Here is a 12,314-nt window from a genome sequence, read left to right as displayed (position 1 = left end):
CATGGGGAACGCGGAGAATATCGTGATCGAGATGCAGAATGTGACCAAGACAAGAGGAAGGCGCCAAATCGGTCCGATTACACTGACAGTGCCGGCCGGTTATGTGGTTGCGCTGGTCGGCCATAACGGCTCGGGGAAAAGCACACTGCTGAACATGCTGACCCGGCTTTCGCTCCCGGATGCAGGGCAGATTCGCTGGTTTGGCCGCGAATATGACGCGGAGCTGCCCACCGAAATCCGGCAGTGGATCGGATACATGCCCGAGCATTTCTTCAGTGAAGAAAACAGGATGACTGCAGAGCAGGCGGCTGCTTTCCGGGCGCAATGGTATTCCGGCTGGGATGAGATCCGCTTCCGGGAGCTGATGGAGAAATTTGAGGTGCAGGAGCATACTAAGCTCTCCAAGCTGTCGAAGGGCGAGCGGAGGAGGTTCGAGCTAGCCGCGGCACTGGCTCCCCATCCCCGTCTTCTGCTGCTGGATGAACCGTCATCCGGGCTGGACCCGTTCGCCTGGAAAATGATGCTTGAGGAGCTGCGGGACTGCATGAGGAACGAGAAGACCACGATTATTATGGCCACTCATATCGTGGATGAGATCAAGAGACTGGCCGATTATATCGTGCTCCTGCATGAAGGAAGGCTTCTGGGCTGTGCGGAGAAGGACCGGCTGCTGGAAAGCGGCAAGGAGCTATGGTTTGAGGGCACGGAGGAGGAAGCGGCAGACCTGCCGTGCGTTCTGGAGCAGAGTCAGGAAGGGGTGCTGCAGCGGGTCGTGACGATGGAAGCGGCCGCGGCGGCGGAAGCGCTGGAGGAGGCCGGAATCCGCATTTTGCGCACACGGGCGCTAGAGCTGGATGAAATCATGACGCACTGGGCAGCTGGCCGGCTGCCGCAGGATATGACATCTGTGAGAGAGGGGAATGAAGCATGAGTATGCTGCAGCTGGAACAGGTTGTGAAGCAGTATGGGGACAAGACGGCCGTCAACGGGGTGTCCCTGCAGGTGAACAGCGGTGAAATCTATGGTTTATTGGGAGGCAACGGCGCGGGCAAGACGACCACGATGCGTATGGTGCTGGGACTGATCTACCCGGACGGCGGGCGTATTCTGTATGACGGCAAGCCATATAACGCCGAGCTTCAGCACAGAATGGGTTATCTGCCGGAAGAGCGTGGGCTTTATCCGAAGGTGAAGGTCAGCGAGCAGATCATGTACCTCGCCAGGCTGCGCGGCATGTCTGCCAAGGAAGCGGATAAAAGCCTGCGTTACTGGCTGGACCGCTTCGGTGTGCCGGAATATTACGATAAGAGGATCGAAGAGCTGTCAAAGGGCAATCAGCAGAAAATGGGCTTTATCGCCGCGGCCGTTCACCGTCCGCCGATTCTTGTACTGGATGAGGCATTCAGCGGCCTGGACCCTGTCAATGTCGAACTGCTGAAGGACACGGTCAAAGAACTGCGCGATCAGGGCACGGCCATTCTGTTCTCCACCCACCGGATGGAGCATGTCGAGGAGTTGTGCCGCAACATTACTATCCTGCATCGCTCCAATACGGTGGTGCAAGGGGACATCAAGGAAATCAAGAACCGTTATCCACGCGAAAAAGTCCGCCTTGTAACCTCCGGGGAGATCAGGGGGCTTGACGCGATTCCCGGTGTGCGCAGAGTGGAGAAGCTTGAGAGCGGCTGGATGCTGTATATCGATAAAGAAGCGGCAGCACAGCGCATTTTGCAGACGGCTATTGCCCAGGGAGATGTTCTCCGCTTCGAAATTATGGAGCCAACACTGAATGAGATTTTCATCAAGGAGGTTGGAGAAGCTCATGAATAAAATGGGAACGGTGATCGGCTTTACATTCCGGCAAAAGGCCAGGACCAAATCGTTTATATGGACCACTATTATATTGGCTTTGCTCCTTACGATTGCTATGAATATTCCTTATCTGATTTCTATCTTCAAGGGGGATGAGACGGGAACAACGGGCGGGAAGGAACCTGTGCAAATCGGGCTGATTGCAAATGAATACACAACAGCTGCTGAGGAACTGGAGCAATACAGTTTGACCCAGTCTGTCACCCCTGTCAAATGGACCCGCTATCCAAGTATCAAGGATATTGGATTAAAAACCGCCATTGCAGATGAGAAGGTAAAAGGGTACGTCGAACTGGTTAAGCCTGAAGGCGGGGGAATGTTCCCGCTGGTCCGATATACTTCTGTGGACGATGAACCGTCACAGGATGTGATTTCCCTCCTGCAATCGGGACTGCAGAAGGCCAAAGCCAAAGCTGTGGCCGGAGATACGCTGTCAGCGGAGCAGCTTGCGCAAATCACCGAGCCGGTGGCCATCGACAGCATGGAAATCAGCAGCGCCGAAGCAGATGGTAAGGATGGCACGGTGGCGGGAGCGGATGTCGGGACTGTCAACTATGTCGTGATCTATGCGCTAATGATCCTGTTCTTCACATCGGCGATGATGACTGGCAATATGATCGCTGCCGAGGTTACGGCCGAGAAGAGCTCCCGAGTAATGGAAATTCTCATTACAAGCGTATCGCCGCTGACGCAGATGTTCGGTAAAATTATCGGAATCTTCTATGTTGGTCTTTTGCAGATCCTCGTGTTTGCCCTGGTAGTGGGGGGAAATCTCATGCTGCCGCACAACGAGGCTGTACTGAGCAGCTTTAATATGAGACTCGACGAACTGAACTATGAAATGCTGATTTACGGACTGATCTTCTATATTCTAGGCTACTTTTTATATGGTGTGCTGTTTGCCGCAGTGGGCTCGATTGTTAGCCGTACGGAAGATCTGGGTCAGGCAGTCATGCCGATCACGATGCTGTCGCTGGTTGCGTTTTATATCGGTATCTTCAATATCAGCGCATCGGACAACATGCTGGTGAAGGTGGCGAGCTACATCCCGTTCACGTCACCGACCGTCATGCTGCTGCGCATCGGGCTTGACCGCGCCGCCGCCTGGGAAATCTGGATTTCGCTCGTGCTGCTGGTCGTGGCGATCCTTGTCTTCGGCTGGCTGGCAGCGAAAATTTACCGGACCGGCGTGCTGATGTACGGCATGCGTCCGACAATCAAGGAGCTGCGCAAGGCGATGAAGGCTTATAAAATATAAATTTACGGAATGTTATGTTTTTTATTCAAATAATTGGGGTGTTGGAATTTTGTAATTGATAAATATATACTATTCTACTCTATATATAACCTTGATCCATCGGGAAATCTAATGGATCAAGGTTTTTTAATTAAAACACTTATTTATAAAAACTGTCTCAGACTGAAGAGAACAAGTAAAGTTTTCACTTATGAATTCTCTCCTAGTTGCCCAGTTCAGGAGTATCTTTATTTAGGGAAAATAACTCTACCACTTAGATTCTATAAAAGTTAATAATTATATAATAAAATCAAATGCAAATAAAGATTGAAAATTTTGCTAATAAATAATATGCTTATATCATAATAAAAAAAGGAGGGAATAACTCGAAAATGATCTAATGATAAAAGAAAAAGTAATTGATGTGAAGTTTTGTATTTTTTGGATTGCAGTAATTTTGTTTTTTGTTGTTGTTTTGTTTTTTTGTCTACTTGAAGTTAGTACTCAGAAGGTAGTGAATCCTAGTTCATTATTAAATGAAGAAGTAATGCCATGGGGGGTGAAACGAATTAATGCTCCCGTACTCTGGGAAGAAGGAATTACGGGGGAAAATGTTAAGGTTGCTGTTTTGGATACAGGCGTCGATTTTAATCACCCTGATTTAAAAAAAGTTTTACAAAAAGGGTATAACACCATCAATCCAGCTGCGTTACCTGTTGATGATAACGGACATGGAACTCTGACAACAGGAATAATTGCGGCACAACATAATCAAGTTGGTATCATGGGCGTTGCGCCAGGTGTCCAATTATATCCAGTAAAAGTTCTTGATGAATTTGGTGAAGGGGAAATACTAAATGTAATCCAAGGGATTGATTGGTGTATAGAAAATAAGATTGATGTTATTAATATTAGCTTTTCGATCATGAAGAATGATAAGAAGTTAGAAAATGCTATTCAAAAAGCAATAAATTCTGGAATTATTATCGTTGCTTCTGGGAGTAACAGTCATGGCGGAGAAGTTGGCTATCCTGCAGCATATGAGGATGTAGTATCAGTTACTTCGGTTAACAACAGACTTTCTGTTGGGAAAAGTTCGCCGAAGGGGAAAATTGACTTTTCATCCCCCGGAGTTGATGTGGTATCAACAGCTTTGAATGGGGAGTATGAAGTTACGACAGGTACTTCATTCTCAGCTCCATATGTAACGGGTATTATTTGCCTTTTGTTGCAAGAAAATACTGATTTAGACCGCAAAAAAATAAAAATAGTATTGAAAGAATATGCTATTGATTTAGGTCCTTTTGGTAAGGACTCAATCTATGGAGAAGGAATAGTAGTATTAAAATAGCGGAGGGAGTTTTATAAATGAAGTTTTTTAACAAAATTAAAAGGCATATTGTTATTATCTTATCTTTTGCGCTAATTTTTACTATTGTATCACCGAATCTATTATATGCAACTCCATCTGTTACAAGTGATGTATACGATAATTTGTCAGTGACAGATAAAATTGATGATAATATTGAGATTCTTGAAAATAATGACTCCTTCGTCACGGTAACTGGAGAAGAAGATGGTGTTAGAATTACAGCTACATACAACAAGACGACACATGAAATTACGATGACTTCGGTAGAAGAACAGTCTAATATTATGGGATTCTCCCTAACTCCACCTGAGGAAAAAACATATACGGTTGAAGTTGAAACAGCTATTGGCGGAGAAATTGAGGCCATTGCTACCGATAATGAAACAAAAAGAGAGTATAAAATCGAATCTCCGGGCATAAAAGAAGAGAAGGTTCAAGCTCAGGCTGCTATACCTGTTGCTCAGTGGTTAGGTCAAGCAATATTGAATGCATTACTTCTTTTATCTGCAGTACTTATTATTGATGGAATCCATTATGTTGATTTAGAAAGATCTGAAACACAAACACGAGTCAAAAAAGAAAAAAATGTGTACTATTATGCAGTAGTTGATTATGATACAAACCATGTATTTATAGGCAACCAAGTAAATTACAGCGGGGCAAGAGCATGGTTAGCTAAATCGCATGATAATAACATTTTTACTAGAGACAGAATTAACGCTTATACACTTGCTAGGAATTATACAAATAAAGAACCAATTGAGCATACAAATGAGTGGGCTACAAAAGGTGAAGGTTATTACCGTCACTTCCACCCTGGCAGTGTTATTGGAGGGAAATTAAATAATCATATTTGGTATATAAATTACACAAGTTTATAAAAACTAGTCCTTAAAAGTCGAACCCTTCCTCTTTAGAGAGGGAGGGTACTTTTTGAGAAAAGAGTGAGATTATGAAACTAATTTCGATAGATAATTGTGAGAATTATAATTTTTATTGGACAGAAATAATTTCTCAAAATTCTCGTGTTTTTCATGTTTTAGAATCAAAAAAAGAAGAAATAGGATATCCATTTAGAGGTTTTGCACTTTTCAACTTAGATAATAATCATTTATCAGAGTTTGTTTTTCCAGAATCTAATGTTTTTAGAATAAGTACTGTTGGTGGAAGTGATACTGTATATTATCTAAATGAAAAGATTTCTGCAAAAAGCATATCTTTTCATAAGTGTGAAATAAACAAAAATATTCATACAGTGATATGTGAACTGGACATAGGCTCTCTATACAATGCAGATATTGGAGACCAATCTTATACTAAGCCTTCTATATCCATTTATGGAATAGATGATCGTTATATGATTCTATCTATTGATAGTCTAGATGGTCGTAAAAAACAATGGAGTCTTTTGGATTGTACGAAAAAAACTTTTTTCTCCTTTTCCGATCCAATTTTAAATCGTTTAGAGACTATCTCCATACTAGAAAAAGATAATCATAGTTATATTATTCTTAAAACCGGGCAAGTTCATGCCAAAGAAAAAGAAGAGCTTTGGAGAGAAAACAGTGCTAGACTTTTAAAAGAAGAAATTATTGTAATCGATTCCGGAGTTTTCATAGATCAAATCTTAAATGGAATTCTTAACTTAGGTAATTTTATTGTTGATTTAGCTTTAAATGATGCTGCAATTGTCAATTATTCTATAATAGGTGATTCTATTACGTACTTAAAACAACATTTCAAGGAAAATATAACCATAATTGTTAATTTAAATCCAGAAGATTTATCCAAAAAATGTACAACGTTTAATGGATTGTTTAATTATATATGGTTATATGAGGATGGAGCCTTTTCTTACAATTATGATGATAAAGGACTTCTTATACTCGATTTAAAAGATAATAAGATATTGACTCGGATAGATTCACATGCATTAGTTCTTAATGTGAATGCCAGAGAATTAGTAACCTATAATATTTTAGAAAACAATAATCTCCAAGTTAGATCAATTAATCTAATTAACAATAAAGAAAAAGTGCTTGCGGAAGGAAGGATTCTTTTTGTTGAATCCAAAAACAATAGTATTATCCTTCTCAAGTGAAAAATGAAAATCGTACTTTCGGCTTGGGAAGGAAAATTTTACTGCATAAGAAGTGCTTAATTATTAAGGAGTATATTGAATGGTAAAATTTATCGCTATTTTTACTATGTTATTGGCCCATATAGGGTATTTATACTTCCCTGATTCGACTTTTCTGGGGGTGATCGGAAGATTTGCCTTTCCTCTTTTCGCATGGGGAATTACTGTAGGGTTTAGAAATTCTAAAAATCATACTAAGTATATGGTACGCGTACTAGTTCTTGCTATTGTATCACAGTATCCGTATTTTTTAGTTTTTGAGCACTCATACTTAAACGTATGTTTTACGCTCTTTGCTGGTATGGTGATCTTAAAATTGTACACTTCTTCACTAAACAAATGGTTTAAGTTGGTTAACATTGTACTAATTTTTATAATCGCTGATATATGTTCTTTTGAGTACGGTATGTATGGTCTAGCTACTATCCTGGTATTTTATATATATAGGTTGAAACCTATTTCTATCCTACCACATATAGGAATAACCTTAATGGGGATTTATTTTTATAAATACTCCTTAATTCAAATGTATTCATTGTTTTCAATTCTAATATTGATGTTACTTCATAAGTATGATTTTAAAATTAACAGGTGGGTTAGTTATGCCTTTTATCCTTTACACTTGATTTTGTTTGTTTTGCTTGATTATTTTAATATAGTTTCTCCTATTTCTCTGTTTCGTTAAAGAATAGAGGGATGAAGTCACCTATATCATCACTTCAAGGCGGTCAAAAAGTGAGTATAAATATAGAACGGGGCAGTCCTAAAAACCATTTTTTTTGGGACTGTCCCTTGTCTTGCTTATGCAGACTATTTAGCCCCTATTTGAATTTGATAGTTCATTTCCTTACTCTGGATTGTCAGCAGTAAATCAGTCATCTTTTTTAAGGGCCTTTTGGCGCTACTGAACAGGTGTCATGTATCCCAGTGTTCCGTGAATCCGATGCTTATTAAACCAGTTGACGTAATCGTATAGTTCGATCTCCAAATGACGAAGGTTCTGAAATTGCATTTGGTTGACGAACTCGGTTTTCATGACCTTGTAGGTGGCTTCCGCTACGGCATTGTCATAGGGACAGCCTTTCATACTCAGAGAACGACCGATCTCAAAGGTTTCCATTATTATGATCTACATACTGAGGGTGGAGTTAAAGAATATGAAACACCGACCGCACAAGTCTTATATCGCCTCATTCATAACCTGAGTGTATCTATGCAAGTTAAGAATATATTTAATTTATGCAGCGGCTTCGAATACAATGAACGTATAGTCAAGCGCGAGATCACTGCGGCAGCAAGTGATTCGTCCCGAATGCCATAGTTGGCACTGCCAAGGTGGTGTTCACGCGTCATTCGAACTAAAATACAAGTTTTGCGGAGGGGATTCAATTGGGAAAACAATTTCCGGCTATGCTTCCAGAGCACATGGACTTTATTCGCAAGCAGCACCTGTTTTTTGTCGGAACGGCACCCATGTCGCGGGATGGGCATGTCAATCTGTCACCGAAGGGATATGACAGTTTTCGAATCATGTCCGAGTCTAAGGTCGCGTATTTGGATCTGACCGGCAGCGGCAATGAGACCAGCGCCCATCTCGAAGAGAACGGTCGAATTACGATCATGTTCTGCGCATTTCAGGGGCCGCCGAACATCATGCGGCTGTACGGAACCGGAACCGTAATTCTCCCGGAGGACAGCGAGTGGGAAGGGTTATACGGAATGTTCGATCCGCTGCCTGGTGTCCGGCAGATCATTGTGGTCGATATATATAAAGTCCAGACGTCCTGCGGTTATGCTGTTCCCTTCATGGCGTACGAAAAGGAGAGGGACACGCTCCAGCGGTGGGCGGAGCAAAAAGGCGAAGAAGGCTTGCACAGTTACAGGCAGGAAAAGAACATGAGCAGCCTCGACAGATTGCCGACATCCCTAGGGAAACGAAACGTATAGGGACATAGTGATCAGTTCAAGGCTTTAATATTATGTTGGAAGCCAGATCCCCTCGTTGGTTCAAATATATTGAAGAATCCACTCTTTTATTTGAGCTGCAACTATAGTTACATCATGATCCGTTGTATCAATAGTAGGCATAGGTGGGGAAAAGTCCTTATCGGCCATATCAAGCAATGCTTTGGCAAAGTTTTTGTGGTCCTGTATCATTTCTTCTGACCAATTTCTTTCACGCAAACGTTTCTCACGTGTTTCTTCATCACAGTGCAGGTTTAGATAATATACATGCTTAAAACAAGGAAAGTCCGCACATTTTTCAATATCCCAAGGCATCATTGTTCCGCATAAAATAGTCATGCGCCCGCTTTGGGCGATATTTCGTGCAACTCGAAGCCAAATATTCCGTATTTTCTCCCAATCCTGTCCAACAAACTCGATCATATCATCAGGGTCAAAAACATCAAAATCAGGCATTATACCGCGCAGTTCTTTCACGACATATGTTTTCCCTGACCCACTGGCTCCTGTCACAATAAATAAAGGCAATTTATTTTCCATTTGTTATCCCCTCCCTTTATGTACTTATATAATCCCATAGATTTTTCAAAACAAAGAACAGACTCCCCGGCCTGTATAATTACATTTGGGTAAACAAGGAAGGCCATTTCAGTTCCATTTATAATCATGAAGGAGATATTATGATATGATTATCCTTTTGAATGAAAATGGCTTCTGGAGATATTTACATTTTAGATAATGGGGATTGCCGGCTATGGCTAAAACACAGCAAATTAAAGGTTTCGAGAACCAGTTTGTAAACTATTCGGGACTTACGATTGACGATCAGTATGCTATTTTTTATGTGATTAGCACTGAGGACGAAGAGACAATGGCTGCTTTAAATATACAAGATGGAATACTAAAATATGATTTTGTAAACCAAACGTCTCAATTTTTCGCGTATGAACAACGGGTGAATTATTATGAAAGCCGAACTTTTGCTAACGACGATGTTGTTTACTATGTCTTCTTGGAATGGGAAAACCGGGATGCAACTTTTAAGATTTATCAGTTGGATTGCCATGGGATGCAGAGTGAATTAGTGTTTAAACTTACTTTACAGGATTCTGTAGCGAAATCGCCAGATGTTTCTGCTTTACGGCGAACCGAGTTTTACGGTATTAATCGCCGCTATCTGATCGTTGGAGTTCCGGAGCTCGATCCCTTTTCCAAAAAACAAAATTCCGGGTTTTCTCATTATTTGCTCATCGATATAGAGGGTAAAAAGAGTTACCCTATTCCCGAGGCTATCGGCAACCATGATCGGATTGTCCATCTATCGTATATAGACGTGTTTGAGCATGAAGGCAGAGAGTATCTGATGATTGACACCGGCAGAATTGGAGTTTCTGAAAAACATGAACTATGGGAGCGATACGGATTTGAAATGATCGAGGGGGTGAAAATGCAAAGTGTTGTTGTAATCCCTCTAGATACCTTTGTATCTAAAGTGAAAAACAAGCAGCCGATAGACCAAAGTTACATTCTCAGCCAATGCAATCAAAGCTCCGGACTTGCTCACTCGAGTGTAAGAGGCTCCATAATATACGTGTACAAACATCATTTTTTAAATAATAGCTCAGAGCTACTTGAATATAACCTGAGTACAGGACAGGCGCAAAACCATGCTTATCAGGAAACGTATGATAGGTTGTTTACATCGGATCGATACCTGTATGGCGTGAAAAGGTCTAATCGAAATGAATTAATTGACTTGAAGTCCGGAGAAAAGCTTTTTTCTTGTGATCCAACTACGGAAATCAGATGGGCAAATGAGACATACATTATTGTTCATGAATACCAGCCTGAACAAGGCGCGATGCAATTACGGCTCTATAACTTTCAGACGAAAAAATTAAACAATGCTGTTACCGGTCAATACCCAAGTTTCAATTTCATTCCAAGCGCAGACTTAATCATATTCAGTGGTTAAGGATGAATTAAACCCGGAGGACACTAATTAAAAAAATGATAGCTTGCAGGTTAACTAAACCAGGCAAACAAAAAGAAAGACTATTGAGCAGCCATTTACCGGCCCAATAGTCTTTCTTGGCTTGTTCATACTTGCTTAGGACCAGCTTTATTGCTTTGTTTGAAGTTAAAACATTTACTTCACATGCTGCGAAGAGAGCGAAAAACGGAAAAAATCCTGCAGCAGCACCGAAGCCGCTCCTACCAGCTTGGCGTCTTTGCCAAGGGAGGAGGTGACGATCTGCAGCGGGCCGGAATTCAAAGTCAGCGCGTGTTTGGCAACATAGGAGCGAACCCGTTCAAGCAGCATGTTGTCTTCCAGGATCAGTTCGCCGCCCAGGATGATCGCTTCCGGATTGAATAGATTGATGAGATTCACCAGGCCAGGCCCCAAATAACCGACAATTTCTTCAGTAATATCAACCGCCAGTGCGTCGCCCTGCAGCACGGCTTCGTGGAACATTTCAGGCGTAAGCTGCAGCGGGGGGTCACCCGCAGGGGCAAGGATGGTATGTCTTCGGCGGGAGATGGAAGTAACGATCCTTCCGTAAACCGCGGGCCAGCTGATATAGTTTTCGAGGCATCCATAGTTGCCGCATTCGCAGCGGATGCCGCTGCGGTCCACGCTTGTATGTCCGAATTCGCTGGCGCCTCCGCGTTTACCGCGCAGCACCGCATCATTGATGATGATGCCTGCCCCGACACCGTCCCCAACGGTAACATAGATCATATCGCTGTAATGCCTATTGCCGATCTGCTTCTCCGCAAGGACGATGGCGTTCATATCATTTTCTACCCATACCTTGATGCCGTAACGTTCGGCAAGGATGTCCTTAATCGCAATATTCTGCAGCTGCAGCTTGGAATTGTAACGGACAATCCCTTCTTTATGATCGACAATGCCCGGGACCGCCACCGATATTCCGATGCATTTATGCAACTCCATGTATTCTTCGTTTAATTGATCGATCAGGCCGATGGCCGCCTGTATGACCTCTTCACCGTACAACTGCTTGACGGCCAATGATTTGCGTGACAGGATCTTGGCTTCCAGATTCACGTGGGCCGCCTCGATGATGGAGTTGGAGATGGAGACGCTGATCAGGTAAAAGTTATTGGGAGCGAAGCTGACCATGATCGGCTTTCTGCCCCCGCTCGACACGCCGGCGCCCAGTTCGTCGACAAATCCTTCTTTAATCATTTCCTGGACAGCCGTTGCCACGGTCGTCGGGCTGATTTTATTCATTTTTGCAATTTCGCTCCGGGAAATAGGCCCATGCTTGCGGATCGTATTCAGGATGATGGAGCGGTTCAATTCCTGAATGAGCTTTAAATCCCCTGTTCGCATTTTTTCCAAATGAGATCACTCTCCAACTTAATTCACTGACTGGATTTACAAAAAGTTTTTATTACATAAATATAACAGAGGTCTTGAAAAAAACATAATGCTTTGTAATAATGTAAATCAAACGTAAGATAACTGGTCCAAAGTTTACGAAAACCCTCAAATTCCCCTATGTACTTAACTTTATGATATATAAATGATTATGCAATTCGTTTCTTTCATGCACTATATATCTTATTTCTTTTATATTTCTTCTACCAGTTCCCTGGTTTCACGTAATTTGTTCATCCATATAGCTCTTATTTTTTTGATGACTTATTTCATCCATTGGAATAAGTCGTGCTCAAACACAGTTATGCCGACCATTCTG

11 protein-coding genes and 1 pseudogene are annotated in these 12,314 nt (G+C 42.3%); 9 read left to right on the top strand and 3 right to left on the bottom strand.

Features of this window, described 5'->3' with window-relative positions; translation table 11 throughout:
- The first annotated feature begins 1 nt into the window (after position 1).
- From ACI1P2_RS09435 to ACI1P2_RS09405, 7 genes are all read left to right on the top strand, one after another.
- A complete protein-coding gene (locus ACI1P2_RS09435) occupies positions 2-931 on the top strand; it encodes an ABC transporter ATP-binding protein (RefSeq protein ID WP_355319045.1) in 930 nt (309 codons plus the stop codon).
- On the top strand, positions 928-1,830 hold the full coding sequence (locus tag ACI1P2_RS09430) for an ABC transporter ATP-binding protein (RefSeq protein WP_355319043.1): 903 nt from the start codon (positions 928-930) through the stop codon (positions 1,828-1,830). Before ACI1P2_RS09435 ends, ACI1P2_RS09430 begins: the two co-directional genes overlap by 4 nt.
- Entirely contained in the window at positions 1,823-3,130 is a 1,308-nt protein-coding gene (locus ACI1P2_RS09425; RefSeq protein WP_355319042.1) for an ABC transporter permease, read from the top strand. Before ACI1P2_RS09430 ends, ACI1P2_RS09425 begins: the two co-directional genes overlap by 8 nt.
- Before the next feature lie 379 nt (positions 3,131-3,509).
- Positions 3,510-4,460: a S8 family peptidase gene (locus ACI1P2_RS09420; protein WP_355319040.1), complete on the top strand. Its 951-nt coding sequence runs from the start codon at positions 3,510-3,512 to the stop codon at positions 4,458-4,460.
- Between the two features lie 17 nt (positions 4,461-4,477).
- A complete protein-coding gene (locus ACI1P2_RS09415) occupies positions 4,478-5,362 on the top strand; it encodes a hypothetical protein (protein ID WP_355319038.1) in 885 nt (294 codons plus the stop codon).
- Positions 5,363-5,433: 71 nt separating this feature from the next.
- Complete coding sequence (locus tag ACI1P2_RS09410; protein WP_355319036.1) at positions 5,434-6,582, top strand: hypothetical protein; 1,149 nt, start codon at positions 5,434-5,436, stop codon at positions 6,580-6,582.
- A 79-nt stretch (positions 6,583-6,661) separates the two neighbouring features.
- A complete protein-coding gene (locus tag ACI1P2_RS09405) occupies positions 6,662-7,306 on the top strand; it encodes a TraX family protein (RefSeq protein WP_355319034.1) in 645 nt (214 codons plus the stop codon).
- A 216-nt stretch (positions 7,307-7,522) separates the two neighbouring features.
- On the opposite strand, the pseudogene ACI1P2_RS09400 reads toward ACI1P2_RS09405, so the two are convergent.
- Positions 7,523-7,744 (bottom strand): annotated as a pseudogene (locus ACI1P2_RS09400) (IS3 family transposase); the annotation flags it as partial.
- A 266-nt stretch (positions 7,745-8,010) separates the two neighbouring features.
- On the opposite strand from ACI1P2_RS09400, the gene ACI1P2_RS09395 reads away from it, so the two are divergent.
- The gene (locus ACI1P2_RS09395) at positions 8,011-8,568 is read left to right on the top strand and encodes a pyridoxamine 5'-phosphate oxidase family protein (RefSeq protein ID WP_355319032.1); all 558 of its coding nucleotides are present in this window, start codon (positions 8,011-8,013) and stop codon (positions 8,566-8,568) included.
- Positions 8,569-8,628: 60 nt separating this feature from the next.
- Here the strand turns inward: ACI1P2_RS09395 and ACI1P2_RS09390 are convergent, their stop codons facing one another.
- Positions 8,629-9,126, bottom strand: a complete 498-nt coding sequence (locus ACI1P2_RS09390) for an AAA family ATPase (RefSeq protein ID WP_355319030.1) — start codon at positions 9,124-9,126, stop codon at positions 8,629-8,631.
- 214 nt (positions 9,127-9,340) lie between these two features.
- Here ACI1P2_RS09390 and ACI1P2_RS09385 point away from each other — a divergent pair, with 214 nt between their 5' ends.
- Positions 9,341-10,561 carry a hypothetical protein gene (locus ACI1P2_RS09385; RefSeq protein ID WP_355319028.1) on the top strand — a complete coding sequence of 407 codons (1,221 nt, stop codon included), beginning with the start codon at positions 9,341-9,343 and terminating at the stop codon, positions 10,559-10,561.
- Between the two features lie 174 nt (positions 10,562-10,735).
- Here ACI1P2_RS09385 and ACI1P2_RS09380 read toward each other — a convergent pair whose 3' ends face one another.
- A complete protein-coding gene (locus tag ACI1P2_RS09380) occupies positions 10,736-11,947 on the bottom strand; it encodes an ROK family transcriptional regulator (protein WP_355319183.1) in 1,212 nt (403 codons plus the stop codon).
- Positions 11,948-12,314: the final 367 nt, after the last annotated feature.

Source organism: Paenibacillus jiangxiensis (genome assembly GCF_046098255.1).
Classification (GTDB): Bacteria; Bacillota; Bacilli; order Paenibacillales; family Paenibacillaceae; genus Paenibacillus; species Paenibacillus jiagnxiensis.
The sequence above is the reverse complement of the archived record's forward strand: the minus strand, read 5'-3'. Positions and strand labels throughout refer to the sequence as shown.

Bases quoted from the DNA above. Each gene is read 5' to 3' on its own strand.
- ACI1P2_RS09380 (WP_355319183.1), bottom strand. From the start codon at position 11,947: ATGCGAACAGGGGATTTAAAGCTCATTCAGGAATTGAACCGCTCCATC.
- ACI1P2_RS09435 (WP_355319045.1), top strand. From the start codon at position 2: ATGGGGAACGCGGAGAATATCGTGATCGAGATGCAGAATGTGACCAAG.
- ACI1P2_RS09385 (WP_355319028.1), top strand. From the start codon at position 9,341: ATGGCTAAAACACAGCAAATTAAAGGTTTCGAGAACCAGTTTGTAAAC.
- ACI1P2_RS09415 (WP_355319038.1), top strand. From the start codon at position 4,478: ATGAAGTTTTTTAACAAAATTAAAAGGCATATTGTTATTATCTTATCT.
- ACI1P2_RS09430 (WP_355319043.1), top strand. From the start codon at position 928: ATGAGTATGCTGCAGCTGGAACAGGTTGTGAAGCAGTATGGGGACAAG.
- ACI1P2_RS09410 (WP_355319036.1), top strand. From the start codon at position 5,434: ATGAAACTAATTTCGATAGATAATTGTGAGAATTATAATTTTTATTGG.
- ACI1P2_RS09390 (WP_355319030.1), bottom strand. From the start codon at position 9,126: ATGGAAAATAAATTGCCTTTATTTATTGTGACAGGAGCCAGTGGGTCA.
- ACI1P2_RS09405 (WP_355319034.1), top strand. From the start codon at position 6,662: ATGGTAAAATTTATCGCTATTTTTACTATGTTATTGGCCCATATAGGG.
- ACI1P2_RS09420 (WP_355319040.1), top strand. From the start codon at position 3,510: ATGATAAAAGAAAAAGTAATTGATGTGAAGTTTTGTATTTTTTGGATT.
- ACI1P2_RS09425 (WP_355319042.1), top strand. From the start codon at position 1,823: ATGAATAAAATGGGAACGGTGATCGGCTTTACATTCCGGCAAAAGGCC.